The sequence below is a fragment of the Acinetobacter sp. ABJ_C4_1 genome, assembly GCF_044538495.1.
Taxonomy (GTDB): domain Bacteria; phylum Pseudomonadota; class Gammaproteobacteria; order Pseudomonadales; family Moraxellaceae; genus Acinetobacter; species Acinetobacter nosocomialis_A.
The window spans coordinates 14,655-33,272 of record NZ_JBIUCQ010000020.1 but is presented as its reverse complement, the minus strand read 5'-3'; the positions used below and the strand labels follow the sequence as shown (position 1 = coordinate 33,272).

The 18,618-nt window shown below is 39.4% G+C and carries 19 protein-coding genes; 8 read left to right on the top strand and 11 right to left on the bottom strand.

Annotated elements, in window-relative coordinates; genetic code table 11:
* Nucleotides 1-63: 63 nt before the first annotated feature.
* Nucleotides 64-1,461, bottom strand: coding sequence for a chromosomal replication initiator protein DnaA (gene dnaA, locus ACIF8R_RS17330; RefSeq protein WP_396482208.1), 1,398 nt, complete (start codon nt 1,459-1,461; stop codon nt 64-66).
* A 670-nt stretch (nt 1,462-2,131) separates the two neighbouring features.
* Here dnaA and rpmH point away from each other — a divergent pair.
* The 5 genes from rpmH to mnmE all read left to right on the top strand — a co-directional run bounded on the left by rpmH (nt 2,132) and on the right by mnmE (nt 6,233).
* Nucleotides 2,132-2,266: a 50S ribosomal protein L34 gene (gene rpmH / locus ACIF8R_RS17325; protein ID WP_000831329.1), complete on the top strand. Its 135-nt coding sequence runs from the start codon at nt 2,132-2,134 to the stop codon at nt 2,264-2,266.
* Nucleotides 2,267-2,296: 30 nt separating this feature from the next.
* On the top strand, nt 2,297-2,689 hold the full coding sequence (gene rnpA / locus ACIF8R_RS17320) for a ribonuclease P protein component (RefSeq protein ID WP_396482206.1): 393 nt from the start codon (nt 2,297-2,299) through the stop codon (nt 2,687-2,689).
* A gap of 10 nt (nt 2,690-2,699) precedes the next feature.
* Nucleotides 2,700-3,020 (top strand): membrane protein insertion efficiency factor YidD, encoded by a 321-nt coding sequence (yidD, locus tag ACIF8R_RS17315; RefSeq protein ID WP_311087029.1) that lies wholly within the window; start codon nt 2,700-2,702, stop codon nt 3,018-3,020.
* 5 nt (nt 3,021-3,025) lie between these two features.
* Nucleotides 3,026-4,786 carry a membrane protein insertase YidC gene (gene yidC, locus ACIF8R_RS17310; protein WP_311087028.1) on the top strand — a complete coding sequence of 587 codons (1,761 nt, stop codon included), beginning with the start codon at nt 3,026-3,028 and terminating at the stop codon, nt 4,784-4,786.
* Nucleotides 4,787-4,877: 91 nt separating this feature from the next.
* Nucleotides 4,878-6,233, top strand: coding sequence for a tRNA uridine-5-carboxymethylaminomethyl(34) synthesis GTPase MnmE (gene mnmE, locus ACIF8R_RS17305; protein ID WP_396482204.1), 1,356 nt, complete (start codon nt 4,878-4,880; stop codon nt 6,231-6,233).
* A gap of 45 nt (nt 6,234-6,278) precedes the next feature.
* Here mnmE and ACIF8R_RS17300 read toward each other — a convergent pair whose 3' ends face one another.
* The gene (locus ACIF8R_RS17300; RefSeq protein WP_100291111.1) at nt 6,279-6,542 is read right to left on the bottom strand and encodes a metal/formaldehyde-sensitive transcriptional repressor; all 264 of its coding nucleotides are present in this window, start codon (nt 6,540-6,542) and stop codon (nt 6,279-6,281) included.
* A gap of 242 nt (nt 6,543-6,784) precedes the next feature.
* On the opposite strand from ACIF8R_RS17300, the gene ACIF8R_RS17295 reads away from it, so the two are divergent.
* The gene (locus ACIF8R_RS17295) at nt 6,785-7,483 is read left to right on the top strand and encodes a DsbC family protein (protein WP_396482203.1); all 699 of its coding nucleotides are present in this window, start codon (nt 6,785-6,787) and stop codon (nt 7,481-7,483) included.
* A 47-nt stretch (nt 7,484-7,530) separates the two neighbouring features.
* Here ACIF8R_RS17295 and ACIF8R_RS17290 read toward each other — a convergent pair whose 3' ends face one another.
* The 8 genes from ACIF8R_RS17290 to ACIF8R_RS17255 form a co-directional block, all read right to left on the bottom strand.
* A complete protein-coding gene (locus ACIF8R_RS17290) occupies nt 7,531-7,782 on the bottom strand; it encodes a GlsB/YeaQ/YmgE family stress response membrane protein (protein WP_000269732.1) in 252 nt (83 codons plus the stop codon).
* 173 nt (nt 7,783-7,955) lie between these two features.
* Nucleotides 7,956-8,483 carry a hypoxanthine phosphoribosyltransferase gene (gene hpt / locus ACIF8R_RS17285; RefSeq protein WP_002051884.1) on the bottom strand — a complete coding sequence of 176 codons (528 nt, stop codon included), beginning with the start codon at nt 8,481-8,483 and terminating at the stop codon, nt 7,956-7,958.
* Between the two features lie 214 nt (nt 8,484-8,697).
* On the bottom strand, nt 8,698-10,023 hold the full coding sequence (gene guaD, locus ACIF8R_RS17280; RefSeq protein ID WP_396482200.1) for a guanine deaminase: 1,326 nt from the start codon (nt 10,021-10,023) through the stop codon (nt 8,698-8,700).
* 56 nt (nt 10,024-10,079) lie between these two features.
* Complete coding sequence (locus ACIF8R_RS17275; protein WP_396482198.1) at nt 10,080-11,135, bottom strand: Rieske 2Fe-2S domain-containing protein; 1,056 nt, start codon at nt 11,133-11,135, stop codon at nt 10,080-10,082.
* A 290-nt stretch (nt 11,136-11,425) separates the two neighbouring features.
* Nucleotides 11,426-12,586 carry a glutathionylspermidine synthase family protein gene (locus ACIF8R_RS17270; RefSeq protein WP_396482196.1) on the bottom strand — a complete coding sequence of 387 codons (1,161 nt, stop codon included), beginning with the start codon at nt 12,584-12,586 and terminating at the stop codon, nt 11,426-11,428.
* 21 nt (nt 12,587-12,607) lie between these two features.
* Nucleotides 12,608-12,973, bottom strand: a complete 366-nt coding sequence (locus tag ACIF8R_RS17265; protein ID WP_396482194.1) for a hypothetical protein — start codon at nt 12,971-12,973, stop codon at nt 12,608-12,610.
* 187 nt (nt 12,974-13,160) lie between these two features.
* Nucleotides 13,161-14,117 (bottom strand): TerC family protein, encoded by a 957-nt coding sequence (locus tag ACIF8R_RS17260; protein WP_396482192.1) that lies wholly within the window; start codon nt 14,115-14,117, stop codon nt 13,161-13,163.
* 318 nt (nt 14,118-14,435) lie between these two features.
* Entirely contained in the window at nt 14,436-15,032 is a 597-nt protein-coding gene (locus ACIF8R_RS17255) for a phosphatase PAP2 family protein (RefSeq protein ID WP_396482190.1), read from the bottom strand.
* A gap of 135 nt (nt 15,033-15,167) precedes the next feature.
* Between ACIF8R_RS17255 and ACIF8R_RS17250 the strand changes: the two genes are divergently transcribed.
* Nucleotides 15,168-16,418, top strand: a complete 1,251-nt coding sequence (locus ACIF8R_RS17250) for a low temperature requirement protein A (protein WP_001266006.1) — start codon at nt 15,168-15,170, stop codon at nt 16,416-16,418.
* A 70-nt stretch (nt 16,419-16,488) separates the two neighbouring features.
* Here the strand turns inward: ACIF8R_RS17250 and mpl are convergent, their stop codons facing one another.
* A complete protein-coding gene (gene mpl, locus ACIF8R_RS17245) occupies nt 16,489-17,862 on the bottom strand; it encodes a UDP-N-acetylmuramate:L-alanyl-gamma-D-glutamyl-meso-diaminopimelate ligase (RefSeq protein WP_396482188.1) in 1,374 nt (457 codons plus the stop codon).
* Nucleotides 17,863-18,103: 241 nt separating this feature from the next.
* Here mpl and ACIF8R_RS17240 point away from each other — a divergent pair, with 241 nt between their 5' ends.
* Nucleotides 18,104-18,466 (top strand): DMT family protein, encoded by a 363-nt coding sequence (locus ACIF8R_RS17240; RefSeq protein ID WP_396482186.1) that lies wholly within the window; start codon nt 18,104-18,106, stop codon nt 18,464-18,466.
* The last annotated feature ends 152 nt before the right edge of the window (nt 18,467-18,618 follow it).

Below are 18,618 nucleotides of genomic sequence, written 5' to 3'. Positions count from 1 at the left end.
CATTTTTTAGCTGTGTACTATGCTGCACTTATGGAGACTTTGCAACAACGTCTTATGATTTCATTAACTCTGAAGAAGACGTAGTAAATTCTTATAATCTTCGTCAAAGATAGGATCTTCTTCCCGTAAACTGACTACTTTTTCACAAGCATGCATCACGGTACTATGGTCTCGACCACCAAAAGCCATTCCAATTTCTGGAAAACTATCACCAGTCAACTCACGGGCAAGCCCCATCGCCAATTGGCGTGGTCGCGCATAGATTCGTGTTCGTTTTGGACCTACGAGTTCTTTGAGTGGGATGCGGAAATATTCACTCACCACACGTTGTATATTTTCCACACTAATTGTACGCGCACGGATCGCCAATACATCTTTTAAAGACTCTCGTACGACATCAAGATCGATTGGCGCACCTTTAAAACGTGAGATTGCGACAACTTTATTCAATGCACCTTCAAGTTCACGTACGTTCGCTACTACTTGTTGTGCAATAAATAATGCGCAGTTTCTTGGCAAATCAACGCCACTATTTTCAGCTTTTTTAAGCAGAATCTCGATTCGTGTTTCAATATCTGGTGGTTCAACACCTACTGATAGTCCCCAAGAAAAACGAGAAACCAATCGAGGATCAAGTTCTGTTAATTCTTTAGGATAGCGATCAGAAGTTAAAATAATTTGTTTAGATTCATCTAGTAAGGCGTTAAATGTATAAAAGAATTCAACAAGGCTAGCTTCTTTACCAGCCAAAAGGTGAATATCATCAACTAATAACAAATCTAAAGAACGACAATTTTTCTTAAACTCTTCAACCTTTCCTTTTTGTAATGAACTCACAAAATCTTGTACAAAACTTTCTGAAGTCATATACATGACTCGCGCATTCGGCTTAGCTTGAAGTAAAGCATTACCAACTGCTTGCATTAAGTGAGTTTTACCAAGACCCGTTGGGCCATATAAAAACAAAGGGTTATGCTGAGAAGCACCTAATTGCGTTAATACTTTTCTACAAGTTTCCGCTGCCATTTGGTTAGAACGGCCTTCAACAAATAGTGAAAAAGTAAATTGGGGGTTTAATAGTTTCTTTTTTGAGGTTTTCGGGCTAACTGCAGTGTTGGCAACAGGTTCAGGTTCTCTTTTAACCTTAGTTGGTTGCGATACAGGCATACTTTGTAAGGCAGCTGTAGTTGTTGCCGGTTGTTCATTAGAAGACAAAATACTACCAGGACGAGAATCGACTAAGATTTCTACCTGACGTACACGTCCTTCTGACAACTGTTCTGCCAATATAGAAATTAACTCTAAATGATTCTCTTGAATATAACGTGTCCAATAAGGGTTAGGAGCATATAGACGTAGTATGCCCTCCACTTCTTCAGCTACTAGAGGGCGAATCCACATCGCAAAGACGTTATCAGAGAGCTCTTGTCGCAAGCGAGTTAAGCAGTCTGTCCAAAGCATGTGTATCCCCTATGTCTGCGTTTTAAATTCAAATCATTTAAAGATTAACCCTTCCTGATAAGAAGGGGTCGCCATTCTACCCAAGTTATCCACATCTGTCATGACGAATTCGGTTGATTTTGCCTAAAAAGAAATCTCTTGTGAATAAATTTAAATTCAAAACCAATTGTGAATAACTTTTTGCACATCCTGTGGATAAATTATCACATAAACTTATCCACAATCCATAAAGATAATAAAAACAGAGTTATCAACAGTTCAAATATATGTTTTTTAAATTTAAAACCGTGAAATCCACAGAAAAAATCCACACTAATAAGAATAAATTTAAATTTTAAAATTTGAATTTATTTAATAGGGCTACTTCAAATTGTGGATAACTAAAAAATATGAATTTAAATTCAAATATACCAAAACAAAACTCATTTCACATCTAGGTTTGTTGATAAGTATGTAAATAAGAAGTGTATATCTTAAAAGTCATAATAAAAATAAACAATTACTTTGTGTATAACTTTTAAATGATAAAAATTGACTTAATATAAAGAGAGGATGAATAAGTAAAAATTTGACTTAAATACAAAACTTTCTCTGTTTATCATTGACAGAGTAAACATTGCACAATAAAATCGCGGACCTTTATAGAAAGATCATTTTTGGGAGTTTCGATATGAAACGTACTTTCCAACCATCTGAATTAAAGCGTAAACGCGTTCATGGTTTCCGTGCTCGTATGGCAACTAAAGCTGGTCGTCAAGTATTAGCTCGTCGTCGTGCAAAAGGTCGTCATAGCTTAACTGTTTAATTACTGTTACGCTGACCAGACTTGGGTGTGATGGCACTTTACAGTTTTAGCACAGATCGTCGTGTGCGCTGTGCTGCAGATTATAAAAGTGTATTTGATGGTGCGCTTTTTAAAGTGCATCAACCCCATTTTTTATTTCTTGCAAAATTAACCGAACAGCCTAATAGCCGTTTGGGTGTTGTCGTTGCTAAGAAAAAAGTGCGCCGTGCGCATGAAAGAAATCGAATAAAGCGTCTTGCTCGTGAGAGCTTTCGTCTAAATCAGCCGAAATTTGGGTTAGACATAGATGTTGTTGTAATGCCTAAAGTTGGTATTGAAACGATTACGAACGCTGAGCTATATCAACAATTAGATTTTGCTTGGCAAAAATTACAACGCTTGGCAAAAAAACATTCTAAAGTTGTCCCAACCTCGCAAAATTAAGAGATGACCAATGGTTCGTATTTTGCGTTGGTTCATTCGACTGTATCAAATTGCGATTAGTCCGCTTCTTGGACCCCGTTGTCGTTATATCCCAACTTGTTCCCAATATGCGATAGAAGCATTACAAACTCATGGTGCAATGAAAGGCGTTTGGCTATCTTCTAAACGTATTTGTCGATGTCATCCATGGGGAGGCTCCGGATATGATCCGGTACCGCCAAAAGCAATTCGTTTTATTTCGTTTCATCAAATAGATTCTCAAACGCATCATGTTGCTGTACCCTTTCGTGATCGTTTAATGAAGCAAAATCTCTCTAACCATTTGGGGTAATAGATATGCAACAATGGGCCAGGTTTGCAATTCTCGGGGCCATGTTTGTCACCGCATATTTGCTCATTTTGGCTTGGCAAAAAGATTATGGAAATGCTGCAACTGCACCGCAACAACAAGCGGCGGCTGTAAGTTCACATGAAATATCTGCTGATTTGCCAAATGCTAAAACTGCAACAGTGGCTTCCGATGTGCCACAAGCAAATATTACGCAGTCACAAACCACAGATGCGACAGCACCTGTGAATCAACAGCTTATTTCAGTACAAACTGACCTTTATCATCTTTGGATCAATCCAAAAGGTGGTGATATTGTTCGTATTGAATTACTCTCTCACGACAAAAGTAAAGACAGTAATCAACCATTTGTTATGCTTGAAAATGATGCCAAGCGTACATATGTTGCTCAGTCTGGCTTAATTGGTTTGAATGGACCAGATAGTAGTCGTGGTGGTCGTCCGTTATATGCGGTTGAAAAAACATCATATACTTTGGCTGATGCTAAGGGTGTACAGGATCAAAAGGGTCAGTCTGAAAAAGTTTTAAACGTGCCGATGGTATTTAAGACACCAGAAGGCGTTGAAATTATTAAAACTTTCACCTTTACTCAAGGTCAATACCCGATTGTTGTAAGTCATCAAGTCATTAACCGTAGCCAACAAAATTGGCAAGGTCAGATGTTTGGACAGTTAAAGCGCGATAACTCTGAGGATCCTGGTAAGTCTTCTCAAGGTATTTTCACTCTAGGAACTTTCTTAGGTGGTGCCTGGGGAACGCCTGATTCACATTATAACAAGCTTAAGTTTGCTAACTTCTCAGAAGAAAAAGTAAATGCTGATGCTAAAGGTGGATGGGTTGCAATGGTTCAGCACTACTTTGTAAGTGCTTGGATTCCTGGAAACCTTAAACTGACTCAAGCAAATGGTCAGCCTTATGTTGCTAAGCTTGAATCTCGTCAGTCTGCGGATCATATGAATATTATTGGCTTTACTTCGCCAGTAATTAATGTTCCAGCTGGCACTTCAATGGAAGTAGATGCGAAGCTTTATTCAGGTCCAAAAGTACAATCTGAATTAAAAGATTTGGCTGTAGGTTTGAACCAGACTGTTGACTATGGTTGGTTATGGCCAATTGCTAAGTTATTGTTCTTAGGTCTTCAATTCTTCCATAGCATTGTAGGCAACTGGGGATGGTCAATCATCTTGCTTACCATTATGGTGAAGATGATTTTGTGGCCTTTATCTTCAAAAAGTTATCGTTCTATGGCGAAAATGCGTGTGATTGCACCAGAAATGCAACGCATGAAAGAAGAGTTCGGTGAAGACCGTATGCGCTTCTCGCAAGAAATGATGGCGCTTTATAAACGTGAACAAGTTAATCCACTATCAGGTTGTTTGCCGCTATTGCTACAAATGCCGATTTTCCTTGCCTTGTACTGGGTACTCATGGAAAGTGTGGAATTACGTCATGCACCATGGTTAGGCTGGATTCAAGACTTGTCTGCAATGGATCCATGGTTCATCTTGCCGTTAATTATGGGTGCGACAATGTTTGCTCAGCAAATGTTGAACCCGCAACCGGCTGATCCAATGCAAGCGAAAGTATTCCGCATTATGCCGATTATGTTCACGGTATTTATGTTGTTCTTCCCTGCGGGTCTCGTGTTGTACTGGATTGTGAACAACAGTATTACCATTTTACAGCAATGGTTTATTAACAAAAGTGTTGAAAAAAGTCGTCTAAACAAGACTGAATCAGCGTCTTAATCGTTGAACTTTTGCTGAATCAATCCGCTTAAGATGGTAATCTTAGGCGGATTTTTCTTTGGCTGTATTTTAGGTTTTTTAGGTGAGTAATATGCAAAGTCAAACCACAATTGCTGCAATTGCAACGCCGCCAGGGCGTGGTGGAGTGGGCGTGATTCGCTTATCTGGACCTAAGGCCTATGAAATTGCTCAAAAGCTGACGCAAAAAAACTTGCCTGAAGCACGCATGGCGGGTTTCCGTAAGTTTTATGATGCTGATGGAAGCATCATGGATGAAGGGATTGTCTTGTGCTTTCCAAATCCGTATTCGTTTACTGGTGAAGATGTTGTCGAGCTACAAGGGCACGGCGGTCCAGTCATTCAAAATGCTCTCCTTGGCCGTTTGTTTGAGCTAGGTGCAATTGCTGCAAAAGCTGGTGAGTTCTCCATGCGAGCTTTTGAAAATGGCAAAATGGACTTAGTACAAGCTGAAGCGATTGCCGATTTAATTGATGCGACTTCTCAAGCTGCAGCTCGTTCGGCGGTCCGCTCTTTACAGGGTGCATTTTCAACAAAAATTAATACGGTTTTAGAAAAACTGATCCATTTACGATTACATGTCGAAGCTGCGATTGATTTTCCTGAAGAGGAAATTGATTTCTTGGCAGATGGTAAGATTTTAGCTTTACTCGAAGATGTCCAGCAGTCGGTACATGCGGTTCAAACTTCTGCACGGCAAGGGCAACTCTTACGTGAAGGTTTGCAAGTTGTTATTGCGGGTAAACCGAATGCGGGTAAATCGAGCTTATTAAATGCGCTTGCTGGTGTAGAACGCGCTATTGTGACCGATATTGCTGGCACAACTCGCGATGTTTTGCATGAAAAAATTAGCTTAAATGGTCTGCCAATTACCTTAACAGACACCGCTGGTCTTCGTGAAACAGGTGATATTGTTGAAAAAGAAGGGATTCGTAGAGCAATTAAAGAAATTGAACAAGCTGATTTATTGTTGTTAGTTTATGATTTAAATCAAGGCGACGACCCCTTAAAACTCGCTCAAGAATATTTCGCTGAACATATTGAACCACGTCGTTTAATGTTAATTGGTAATAAATGCGACTTAACTGGACAGGTAGCTGAAATTACTGATTTTCAAGGGTTCCGTCATATTACCGTTTCTGCAAAACAAGAGATGGGCGTACAAGGCCTCGTAGATGCGATTACAGCTCATGCAGGCTTTCACCCTGAGGAAGATACGTTTATTGCAAGAACACGCCATTTAGACGCAATGAAGCGCACACAGCTCTATCTTTCAGAAGCACGTGAGCAACTTGTTGTATTTAACGCTGGTGAGCTTGTTGCCGAATCATTACGCCTTGCTCAAAATGCTTTAGGTGAGATTACAGGTGACTTTAGTGCTGATGACCTACTTGGCAAAATCTTTGGTTCGTTCTGTATTGGAAAATAATAAAAAACTGGATGATGTAGAGTATTATGTCATCCAGTACTTTTCTCAGCCGTATCTCTTTAAAACTTTTAAAAATTCATCTAACTCATTTTGATCGACTTCTGCACCTTGAAGTACATGGTGGTGTAAGTGTTGTTCCATCAATTCACTCATTAAACCGTTTATTGCACCTTTTATAGCCGCAACTTGCTGCAAAATATCAATGCATGATGATTCTGGTTGTTCTATCGCATTTTCAATGCTGTTGATTTGCCCTTTTAGTCGTTTTACACGATTAAGAATTTTTTTATCCTGACCAATGTGACTCATCTGTTTTCTCTTAATAATTTAATATACTGGTAGGGAGTATATTGGGTTTGAATGTTATACACGCCCATAGTGTATCACGTCGTGATCAAAATCAGGTTGAAGGACTTTCTAAAAGCGACTTATGTTCCACGTGAAACATAGGCATAATGATGTGGGAATTTGGTTATAACTCGGTAATCAGTTCTGTTTTCATGAGCTGAACTGATTAAAATGATCTCCTCTCTTACCAATGAGTTGGTTTTATGCTTAAAAAGTTAGGAATATTGGCATTATTTAGCTTAACTACAAGTTTGAGCTTCGCTAATGTAGATACTGTTCGGGAAAATATTAAAAAACAATATCCTAATTTGAAAATTAGCAATATTCAAAAAACCGAAATGCCAGGGCTATATAGCGCCAATCTTGATCAACAAATTATTTATCTTGGTGAAGATGGTCAGCATATGTTGGTAGGTTCTATGATTCGCTTAAAGGATCAGAAGAATTTAACCAAAGACTTGGTTTTAGGACAAAACTCAATTGATTGGAAGCAATTGCCTTTAAAAGATGCCATTAAAACAGTCAAAGGTAACGGTCAGCATGTTTTAGCGGTATTTTCTGACCCAAATTGTCCTTACTGTAAGAAGCTTGAACCTGAACTCGATAAGCTTAAAGACGTAACAATTTACACGTTTATCTATCCTTTAAAACCTCAATCTATTGTCGTTTCCAGACAAGTTTGGTGCGCACCGAACCAATCATACTCTTGGAAAAAACTGATTGAGCAAGGTGTAAAACCAACAGTTGCAAGTTGTGCAAACCCAATTGATCGTAACTTAGAGTTGGGTAAAAAATTAGGTTTTAATGCTACTCCTACCCTAGTTTTTGCAAATGGTTTTAAATTGGTAGGTGCAAGATCTGCTGAAGAAATTCAGGAAGTTTGGAAAGAACTAGGTCTATAAATAAAAAAAAGCACCACAAGGTGCTTTTTTTATGAACGAATTAAAGTTTAGCTTTTTCGGGCAATCAAGTTGTAAATGAAAAGAATAATGACTGCACCAATCACGGAAGCGATAAAGCCTGCAGCTGAGTTTTCGCCGTAAAGCCCAAGCAAACGACCACCATAAGTGGCTAGAAGTGAACCTGCAATACCAATCAAAGTCGTAACGATGAAACCTGCTTTATCATCACCAGGATGCAAAGCACGAGCAATTAAGCCAGCGAAGAAACCAACCACAATAGCAACAATAAGTGACCACATATTTGTTCTCCAGTTGTTTTTTTGATGAAGTTAATGATTTTGCTTCATATTCTATCGTGCGACAGAGCTGTCTGTTTTGTCTGTAGCAGATTGCGACTTTTTGTGTCTTTTTTGTTCAAAGCTAAAACGTTATATAAAAAAAATAGCACCTTATGGTGCTATTTTTATGAAATTTATAGGCCAATTTCACCAATAAAAGGCAGATGACGATATTTTTGATCGTAATCTAAGCCATAACCCACAATAAACCTATCTTCAACTTCGAAGCCTAAAAATTTAACTTCGAGATCAATTTCACGGCGAGACGGTTTGCTCACTAATGTGCATAATTGAATTGAATTTGGTTCGCGAGTTTGCAACATTTCCACAACTTTGCTTAAGGTGTTGCCTGAGTCGATAATGTCTTCAACCACAAGCACATCTTTACCGCGAATTTCACCGTCAAGATCTTTTAAGATTTTAACATCTCGACTTGAAGTGGTACCACCGCCGTAGCTAGACACTGTCATGAAGTCGAGTTCGTGTGGTTTGGTAATGGTACGGCATAAGTCTGCCATGAAAATAACAGAACCACGAAGTAGACCAATCAGAACCAATTCTTTGTCACTATTTGCATAGTGAGAATTGATTTGCTCGCCGAGCTCTTTGACTTTTGCTTGAATTTCTTCGGTTGAAATCATGATGCTCATTGCAACAGTCATGGCAGATTCCTACAAGATATAAAAGAAAAAATAAAAAAGGTGTTGACCTGCAACACCTCGAAAAACTGAGTTAATGGTAAAATTTTAAAGCAAAATGACGTTTCATGCACCCTTTGATGGCTGAGAAATTTTATCATTTTGCGGAATATGTCGATCACGTTTTAAAGCAACAGCACATATTCCAAATAATAACAAAAACTTAACAATGCCTTTTTTACTGGACTGTTTCTTTTTGATAAGCACGTTTTCCATAAATATAAGTCGCCTCAATATTACGATCATCACCTAAGGTGAATAATGCAAACAGTGAATCTTCAACAGACTTAGATTTAGACTGGCGAAGTTGCTGGAGTGCGGTTGGTTTTAGGTTGAGTACCACAAAGTCTGCTTCTTTACCGACGTTGAAGTTTCCTAACTGATCCTGCAAATCGAGTGCTTTTGCTCCGCCTAGGGTTGCATGATAAAGCGCTTCATAAGCTGAAAGTTTATCACCTTGTAATTGCTGAACCTTATAAGCCTCATTAACGGTTTGCAGTAAGCTGAATGATGTACCCGCGCCAATGTCTGTACCCAAACCTACTTTGACTTGTTTTTCCCATGTTTTTTTCAATGGGAATAAACCACTACCTAAGAACAAGTTTGAAGTCGGACAAAATGCGATAGCCGATTGCGTATCATGCATACATTGCCATTCTTGATCTTCCAAGTGAACGCAATGTGCAAAAACAGAACGCTTACCAGTTAGGCCATAATGTTGATAAACATCTAAATAGCCCGCTTGTTCTGGAAATAAAGATTTCACCCAAGCAATTTCATCTTTGTTTTCACTTAAATGCGTATGGACATAAACATCTGGAAATTCTTGTTTTAGCTGCCCTGCTCTTTCTAACTGTTCAGGTGTAGAAGTAGGTGCAAAACGTGGTGTAATCGCATATAGAGCACGGCCCTTACCATGCCATTTTTCAATGAGTGCTTTAGTGTCGCTGTAAGCTGTTTCTGGTGTGTCACACAGCGCTTCAGGGGCATTGCGGTCCATGAGTACCTTACCGGCAATTAAACGCATCTGAACGCGTTCTGCGGCTTCAAATAAGGCATCAACAGACTCGGGATGAACTGTACAGAAAACGAGGGCTGTAGTTGTACCGTGTTTTAAGAGTTCCTGAACAAAGAACTGGGCAATTTCACTTGCATATGCTTTGTCCTGAAATTGGATTTCAGTTGGGAAAGTATAAGTATTGAGCCAACTTAGAAGTTGTTCGCCGTAAGCTCCTACCATTTCGGTTTGTGGAAAGTGGATATGGGTATCAATAAAGCCAGGTACAATCAATTGCTCTGGATAATGTTGAACCTCAACTCCAGCAGGAAGATGCTGTTGAGCGTCTTCCCATGCACCAAACCATTTGATTTTTCCATGTTCACTAATCAATACACCATCTTCTAAATAACGCACTTGATTTGGAATATCAGTTGGCTCAGAGACAGTTTGTTGAATATCTAAAAAACGACCACGCACAACGGTGGTATTTGCGATCAATGACATGGAAAGCCTTTATATTTTCACTTTTTTCGATTGATTGTACCCCACTTAGCCAAGATTTAAACGGTATAACGTTTACTTAGTCCCCATTCTGCCAAAATCCGTCGATAAGTCGTTGATGAACGGTCTGCTTCAAAATGTGCTTCCATCATTAAATCAAGCGGCAGGTCTTCTGGCTTTTGTGATTCGACCATCTCTTGGTCTTCAGCAAAAATTTGTGCATTAAATGCATATACCTTTTCTAAATCGCCAGTTTGGTCAAAGTTACGGGTGAGTGGAACAAATAAACGGGTCTTATTGCTTGAAACAGGACAACAGGCATTTAAAATTTTTAAAACCCCACCTTCTGGAAAATCGACCGTAAGTACAGCTGAAAAAGGTGGATAGACATCAAAGGTGCGCTTCCACAAAAAGCCTTCTGGTTCGAGATGTTTTAGTTCATGCGGATAGTTACTGACATTGCTGATATAGACTGTTTTTAAGCCGTAGGCGGTCCGTTCAGTGTGGTACTTAGGGACAACGGGATTATCGCGACTGGCAAAGGCATTGTGATGCACCCATGCAAAATGAGCGACATCGATAAACCCTTCAAGTTGACGCCCGCTAGAACCGCCAATATCGACAAAAGGCGGTAAAATTGATTGATGCTCTGCATGGTCCCAAGTATCTAATACAGGAATATTAGCTTGAGTAACATCACGACCATGAATACTGGTCCAAATCAGACCATATCGTTCAACAACTGGAAATTTGGTCAGAGAAAAACGATCAGAAATTTTGGTTAACTCGGGTTGAGCTGGTATTTGGGTACATTTCCCTTCGGTGTTATAGCGTAGACCATGATAAGGACACACAATTTCTTCACCATCGACCCAACCTTTGGTTAAAGGCACGCCACGATGTGGGCAAATGTCTCGAACTAGATGAATTTCGCCACTTTCTGTTTTATAGAGGGCCATGTTGACGTCTAGTAGCGTGACGCGTTGAGGCGCTGTAGAGACGTCTTGAATGCGCGCAACCGGATACCAGTGACTTGATAAAATTTCCCAATCTTTTGCTTCAAAACTGCTGTTACACGGCATGGCAAGTGGCGTTAAAGTTGGAATAGCATTCATGGCATCACTCCTTAAAAAAAATCAGGGCTCTCGCGAGCCCTTAAAATCTAGGCTTTTTTCTTTTTAGGAGATGCAAAGAACTTGCCAATATTGATTTTTAATAGAGAGAATAAGGAAAAATTATTAAAATACATAAATTTATATTATTGTGTTTTTGAATTTTTGTTCTAATTTAACTTTAAAAATGAAAGCTCATTATTCGCTGTTTACTTAAAATGCACTAATTGATCGCAAGTAAGACCCAATAAAAAAGCACTTAAAAAGTGCTTTTTTATATATCGATGCGCTTATCACTCGACAAAATAATGTGCTGCAAAGTGAGCATCATTACCAATAATGTCGTAGCAATCTTCACGAATAGACATGCCTGCACATTGATGTCCAACCATCCATAAACCGAGTGTAGGCAGTTGTCCTGAAAATAATGGGGTATCTACCCATTTCTGTACGACATAACCATATTTGTCATAGTCATCAAAATAAAAGCTACCAGAAGCCGCACCTTGGTCATGGCCGTCTTGTAAAACTCGAATATTGGCCCCTTCTCTTGCCAAAATCGGCTTTTTCACCCATTTACCTGACAAAGCTCGTTGCGGGTCATAGGTATGGGTTTCGACCAACAATGGATGGTTTGGATAACGCTTCCAAAGCTCAACCAAAATCGCTTTATTTGAAAGTAACATTTTCCAGCAAGGTTCAATCCACTGTGTTTGTGGATGGATATATTGAGAAAATGCTTCTTCCCAGATCCATTCCCATGGATAGAGTTTAAATATGTTTTGAATGGGGTGATTATGAAGATCGACAAAATCTTGCCCGTTCCAGCCTATGTTTTCCATAGAAAGCTCGGAAACCTGTAGATGAGCTTGATAAGCGGTATCCATCAAGTACTCTAAATTGCCCCAGTCTTCCCTTCCAGCCTCCTGACAGGCAGCAAAATGCACATGGCTACCACGCGGTAAAATTGTCTTCCAGCGTTTAATCAGGTCTTCATGAATACTATTGAACTGGTCTCGATTTGCAATGCCTGAGACTTGTTCTATCCACAGCCACTGTGCGACAGAGGCTTCGAGTAAGCCAGTCGGCGTATCGGCATTATATTCCAGCATTTTGATATTTCGCCCATCGTAAGCGAAATCAAAGCGACCATAGAGCATGGGAGCATTTTGTTTCCACGAATGTTCAATATGGTTTATGGCGACTTCAGGAATTTGAAAATAAGCAGGATAGTCGCCCCGTTGAATGAGGTCTCCTACTACCGATAAGCACATCTGATGCAGTTCATTTGCTGCATCTTCAAGTTGTTCAATCTGCTTAAGCGTAAATTCATAAGCAACTCCTTCAGACCAGTAAATTGAGCCATCGAGAGAAGGTAAATTAAAATAATCAAAACCAATATTTTGATGCTCCACTTGCCAGTCTGGACGTGGAGTAAATATTTTTCTTTTCATGTTAAGTGAATGCCTAAAGACTTAGCCGCCGAAAGAAAAACCGCTACGACCAAAACCCCCACGAATTGGGGATGAGGAAGATGCGCTTTTCGCCGTACTTGAAATAATGGGGTGACCTACACTCAAATTGCTGTAGGGATGCAAGGTATTTCCGTGAAAAGAAACTTCCCGATTATTTCGATAATACGCAGGACCTAAATAGCGGCTACCGACATAACTAGAACCATGTCCACTTGAGCTATTTTCTTGTTTACATGTTTCGTTATTCCAGTCGCGAGCACAGTCATATTGGTTGTTATATACATCTTGTACTAAAGGACTATCATTATGGCTACATGCCGTGAGTAATAAAGGGACCACGACAAGATTAATTTTTTTAGAACGCATGAGACTCCACACATTTTAATAAGTATGTTCGGCATAAAAACCGAATCGCTGTTATCTATTATGTTTCTGATTAGGAAAGATAAATTTTAGGTTGGCATATGATATTAATCTGCTTTTTTAAAGTACAGCCTATTTTAAAGATTTAAATGACAAGGCATCTCACGTGTAGATGCCTTGTTGTGATGAGTTAAGACTGCAATTGCTTTTTGTTGTGTCGTAAAGAGAGATAAGCAGTAATTGCTAAGACTATTACGATAAAGCTTAACGAAATCCAGATTGGCATGTGGAATACATCAAGCAACAACATTTTTGCGCCAATGAACAATAAGATGATGCCTAAACCATACGGTAAGTAATGTAGTTTAGAAGCAGCGCCAGCAAGTAAAAAGAACATTGCGCGTAAACCTAAAATTGCCATTAAATTCGCTGTTAAAACAATAAACGGATCGCTAGTAACCGCGAAAATAGCAGGAATAGAATCTACCGCGAAAATCACATCTGAAGCTTCAACTAAAATCAACACTAGAAATAACGGCGTTGCCCACAATAAACCATTTTGACGGACAAAGAATTTGTCACCATCAAGCTGTGGGGTAATACGCATGTGCTTACGTAGCCATTTTAAAACTTTGATATCTTCGATATTGGTTTCTTCTTCTTGGCCCTTTAAGAACTTAAAGCCTGTATATACCAAGAATGCACCGAAAATATAAAGCACCCAAGAGAACTCTTGTACGAACCATGCACCAATAAAGATAAAAAGGGTACGCAGTACGATTGCACCTAATACGCCGTAGAGCAAAATTTTACGTTGTAATGCAGCTGGAATAGCAAACGCCGCAAAAATCATTAACCAAACGAAAACGTTGTCAATTGCGAGGGACTTTTCAAGTAAGTAACCTGCAAAGTATTCCATGGTTTTTTGGTTTGCTAAGGTCACCCCAACCGTTTGTTGTAGGTAAAGCCATAAACCACCACCAAATAAGGCTGCGACGCTTACCCACGCCACGCTCCAGTAAGCAGCTTGCTTAATTGAGACATCTTGACCTTGTTTTTGCTTAAAGCCCAAGAAATCGATCAAAAGCATGACAATGACAATGCCAAAGAATGCTACGTACAGCCATAAATTGCCGATTGTTTCCATAAATCCTCCATACATCCGGCAACTGGGCATAAAAAAACCTCGACCAGTTGCCAGATGAATTAAACATCTGTATCAACATGATCAAGGTCTTGCCTACATCATGAATTTCACGATGCTCAGATACCGACTTTTTAATAAAAGTGTATTGACGATATCTGACACATAACATTGCTGTTATGTTTGGAGGAGGCTACTCCCCTTGTCAAACTAAATTCTGTTTTGGATAAAACCTATCCAATTTCACATAGAATGGCAGATTTTTTTATATTACGCAACTGAACTTAATCTCGTGGTTTTAATATAAAAAAGATCTACGGATTATTTAATCAAACCGCGATCTAAAAGTGGTTTGCATATAATTTGGTAAAGGCGAATAAAGAATGCGGTCAAACTTGTACCGTAAGCATTCCAGAAGTAATAACCTGCCGTATTGACCAGAAGCGCAACAATAAAAGCCCCCAACATGTCTAAAGGGAAATGCACACCTAAATAAATACGTGACCATGCCACCACAAATGATAAGAATAAAAGAATAATTCCAATCATTTTGCGCTGAGCAAATAAATAAGACAGGGCAATGGTGCTAAAAATTAGCATATGATTACTTGGAAAAGACGCTGTTGGCGCATGTTCAATAAAGGTGGTGCCCACACCCATCACAAACGGTCTTGGGTGATGGTAAAACAGAGAAATAACGTAACCGACTAAAAGCGATACACAGGTTAGAAAGACAGATTTAATGACCCTATTTTTTAAATCTTGATCGCCATAAAACCATAAAAATGTAAGTATGAATAAAAGAATATAGAGGAGATCATTAGCAAAAAAGATAGCAAGACGAATGATAAATTGACTCGCATCCTGAGCCCCATTAATGACATGGAATAAGCTAAGGTTGAGTGTTTCTAAAGACATTCATATTCCAAACAAGAACAAAAACGTGAGCTATGATAAAGAATTAAGCTTAAGGTCTTGATAAAGAATTGTCACAAAAATGAAATATAGTTTATTTGTGAGTAAATAATAGACGGTAAGGCTAGATAATTTTTAATGCGTGTTCGGGGCGTTAATATTAAAGTGTTAACGTGTTGGCACTTTATTCGAGAACGTTATTTTATGACTACTCAAGAAAAACAGAAAAAATTAAGTTTGAGGCCCCTATCTCCAAGAGATCCAGAACAGCCGCATAGAGCAGCAACTCCCCTTGAATTATTATTCGATTTAATTTTTGTGGTCGCGATTGCAACAGCTGGTCAGCAGCTACATCATGCAATTATTGAAAATCATCTATGGCATGCATTACCAAGTTATCTGATGGTATTTTTTGCGCTGTGGTGGGCATGGATGAATTTTTCATGGTTTGCCTCGGCTTACGATAATGACGATGCATTATATCGGTGTCTTACCTTTGTACAAATTGTAGGGTCATTGGTCATGGCCGCAGGTATTCCTGATGTGTTCCATAGTCAGGATTTTGACATCATTATTGTCGGCTATGTGATTATGCGTTTGGCTTTAGTCACCCAATGGCTAAGAGCCGCAAAACATGACCCTGAACGGCGAATTACAGCGTATCGCTATGCCATAGGTATCGTATTGGTACAAATTGGCTGGCTTGTTGCTAACTTTGCTCATGCCCTTTCAATTCCTTTATTTTTACTTCTGGTTGTGGTCGAGTTATTTGTTCCTATCTATGCAGAAAAATATTCGCCTACGCCGTGGCATCCTCATCATATTGTAGAGCGCTATGCCCTTCTTACTATTATCGTTTTAGGGGAATCCATCGTAGGTAGCTTTAATGCCATACGTGATGCGCTTGCGGCTCAATCTATTAATATTCCGGCTGTTTTTTTAATGATTGGCGGATTAATGTTGATGTTTGCAATGTGGTGGGCTTACTTTGACCGCAGTGAACAGCATCATCATGTTAAAGGTGTACGTCCGTTTGTTTGGGGATATGGCCATTATTTTGTTTTTGTGAGTGTTGCTGCCGTAGGTGCTGCCCTTGCTGCTGCTGTGGATGTCACCACCCACCATGCCCATATTTCTGATTTATACATGGGTGTAATTGTCGCGGTGAGTGTGGTGCTTTATACCAGCTGCATATGGATACTTTACGAGTTTCAGTGCTTATCTGGAATTACTAAATGGTTTTATCCTATTACTGCACTCATTATTTTATGTATTCCGTTTATTTGTAATAACGTGGGATATAGCGTGTTTGCGATGGGTATTGTCTATACGTTACGTTTATTCATCTCGAATAAATTTATGGAAAATATAGAGCCAAAACAGGTTTAAAAAATAATTAAACTAGAAAAACGGGTTTCAATTTGAAACCCGTTTTTTATTGAATCATCTGGAGCGAAAGTTAAGCAGCTTTTGCTTTTAATGCGCTCATAAGTTTTTGATGTAAGCCACCAAAACCACCATTAGACATAATTACAACGGCATCACCCTCACCTGCTTCATTGACAATACGTTCAATAATTTCATCAAGTGAACGGCTGACTTGGGCATGGTTAGTCGCGGCTTCAATCACAGGTTGTAAATCCCAGTCTAGGCCTTCTGGCTGATACCAGATCACTTCGTCTGCTAAACGTGCAGAATGTGCCAAGCCATCTTTATGGCTACCCATGCGCATGGTATTTGAACGTGGCTCAATAATGGCCCATAAACGACGTTCGCCTAAACGTTTGCGTGCGCCATCTAAAGTCGTGTCGATTGCTGTGGGATGGTGAGCGAAGTCATCATAAACCTCAATACCATTGATCGTGCCGAGTAACTCCATACGGCGTTTTACACCGCCAAAGTTAGACAAAGCTTCACATGCCTTTTCAAGCGAAACGCCTACATGCTGAGCGGCTGCAATCGTTGCCAATGCATTCGCTACGCTATGCTGCCCTGTCATGCTCCATTTCACTTCGCCAACAACATTGCCATTTTCGAGTACTTTAAAATGGCTGCCATCAATTGAAATTAATTCGGCAGACAAAGTAGCTTTTTCATTTGCTTCTAAACTTGTACGAATCACTGGTGTCCAGCAACCCATTTCAAGTACTTCATCAATATGTGTTTCAGTAATTGGCGCAATAATACGGCCTTCACTTGGAATAGTACGAACCAGATGATGGAATTGCTTTTGAATCGCTGCTAGGTCATCAAAAATATCCGCATGGTCAAATTCAAGGTTATTTAAAATTGCCGTTTTTGGATGATAATGAACAAACTTAGAACGTTTATCAAAGAAAGCTGAGTCATATTCGTCGGCTTCAACGCAGAAGTATTTACCACCGCCTAAACGAGCGCTTTCACTAAAACCAAGTGGAACACCACCAATTAAAAAGCCTGGGTTTAAACCAGCCTGATCAAGTACCCAAGCCAACATGGTTGTTGTAGTTGTTTTTCCATGAGTACCCGCCACACCAAGGACATGTTTGCCTTGTAAAACGTGATCGGCAAGGAACTGTGGACCAGAAATATATGGCAGGCCTTCATTAAGCATGTATTCGACGGCATCAATACCACGTTTCATGGCGTTGCCGACAATAACCAAATCCGGATGAGGCTGTAAATGGCTACGGTCATAGCCTTGCATGAGTTCAATACCTGCATTTTCTAACTGGGTAGACATTGGCGGGTAAACGTTTGAATCGGAACCTGTTACCTTATGTCCTAAATCACGAGCTAAAAGTGCTAAAGAGCCCATAAAAGTGCCACAAATACCCAAGATATGCAGATGCATTGCTCGCCTTCTCCACTGCTTTTGTACACAGTATTAATGTGAATTACTGTGTTTTCATTATTGATAAATTTGCCAGCAACGATAGCAAGGCTCAACTGGAAAAGATAGTCAAAATTCGTTGTTGTTCTATGTGTTTGAGGCACTCATAAAAGTACAGCTTTATTTTTTAGATTTAAGCTGAATTATAGTTTTATCTTTTATAATGTTTTTGATCCATATTCATACTTAAATCATCGTGACGATGAAGGATGTGCCTTTGAGCCCAACGGTTTTAGCTTTTATGCTATTAATTATTTCGAACTGTTTTATGACACTTGCATGGTATGGGCATCTTAAGTTTTTGCACCATGCTCCATTCTGGCAAGCGATTTTATTCGGTTGGATTATTGCCCTACTGGAATATAGTTTTATGATTCCAGCAACTCGAATCTTGAGTGATCAAAACTGGACTTTGGGTGAAATGAAAATTACCCAAGAAGTAGTCACTCTCATTGTATTTGTGCCATTTATGGTGTTGCTATTTAAGCAGCCGTTTAAATTAGACTATGTTTGGGCCATGTTATGCCTGTTTGGCTGCGTCTATTTTGTATTTAGAAGCCAGTAAAATTATTTGAAATCAGGTTTTCAGACAGATCGTTGTTAAATCCATCGGATTCATGCTTTTTCCTCATAAACTTGGGCTTTGGGGTGAGTGAAAAAACAGCTATAATATTGGCCTCATCTTTTTCTCTCATGCTTGGCTTGGTACAAGTCGAG

Bases quoted from the DNA above. Each gene is read 5' to 3' on its own strand.
- ACIF8R_RS17300 (WP_100291111.1), bottom strand. From the start codon at position 6,542: ATGAGTCACATTGGTCAGGATAAAAAAATTCTTAATCGTGTAAAACGA.
- ACIF8R_RS17295 (WP_396482203.1), top strand. From the start codon at position 6,785: ATGCTTAAAAAGTTAGGAATATTGGCATTATTTAGCTTAACTACAAGT.
- rnpA (WP_396482206.1), top strand. From the start codon at position 2,297: ATGGCACTTTACAGTTTTAGCACAGATCGTCGTGTGCGCTGTGCTGCA.
- guaD (WP_396482200.1), bottom strand. From the start codon at position 10,023: ATGTCATTGATCGCAAATACCACCGTTGTGCGTGGTCGTTTTTTAGAT.
- ACIF8R_RS17255 (WP_396482190.1), bottom strand. From the start codon at position 15,032: ATGTCTTTAGAAACACTCAACCTTAGCTTATTCCATGTCATTAATGGG.
- ACIF8R_RS17240 (WP_396482186.1), top strand. From the start codon at position 18,104: ATGAAGGATGTGCCTTTGAGCCCAACGGTTTTAGCTTTTATGCTATTA.
- ACIF8R_RS17275 (WP_396482198.1), bottom strand. From the start codon at position 11,135: ATGAATGCTATTCCAACTTTAACGCCACTTGCCATGCCGTGTAACAGC.
- yidC (WP_311087028.1), top strand. From the start codon at position 3,026: ATGCAACAATGGGCCAGGTTTGCAATTCTCGGGGCCATGTTTGTCACC.
- ACIF8R_RS17290 (WP_000269732.1), bottom strand. From the start codon at position 7,782: ATGTGGTCACTTATTGTTGCTATTGTGGTTGGTTTCTTCGCTGGCTTA.
- mnmE (WP_396482204.1), top strand. From the start codon at position 4,878: ATGCAAAGTCAAACCACAATTGCTGCAATTGCAACGCCGCCAGGGCGT.
- yidD (WP_311087029.1), top strand. From the start codon at position 2,700: ATGGTTCGTATTTTGCGTTGGTTCATTCGACTGTATCAAATTGCGATT.
- hpt (WP_002051884.1), bottom strand. From the start codon at position 8,483: ATGACTGTTGCAATGAGCATCATGATTTCAACCGAAGAAATTCAAGCA.
- mpl (WP_396482188.1), bottom strand. From the start codon at position 17,862: ATGCATCTGCATATCTTGGGTATTTGTGGCACTTTTATGGGCTCTTTA.
- ACIF8R_RS17250 (WP_001266006.1), top strand. From the start codon at position 15,168: ATGCGTGTTCGGGGCGTTAATATTAAAGTGTTAACGTGTTGGCACTTT.
- ACIF8R_RS17265 (WP_396482194.1), bottom strand. From the start codon at position 12,973: ATGCGTTCTAAAAAAATTAATCTTGTCGTGGTCCCTTTATTACTCACG.
- ACIF8R_RS17270 (WP_396482196.1), bottom strand. From the start codon at position 12,586: ATGAAAAGAAAAATATTTACTCCACGTCCAGACTGGCAAGTGGAGCAT.
- dnaA (WP_396482208.1), bottom strand. From the start codon at position 1,461: ATGCTTTGGACAGACTGCTTAACTCGCTTGCGACAAGAGCTCTCTGAT.
- rpmH (WP_000831329.1), top strand. From the start codon at position 2,132: ATGAAACGTACTTTCCAACCATCTGAATTAAAGCGTAAACGCGTTCAT.
- ACIF8R_RS17260 (WP_396482192.1), bottom strand. From the start codon at position 14,117: ATGGAAACAATCGGCAATTTATGGCTGTACGTAGCATTCTTTGGCATT.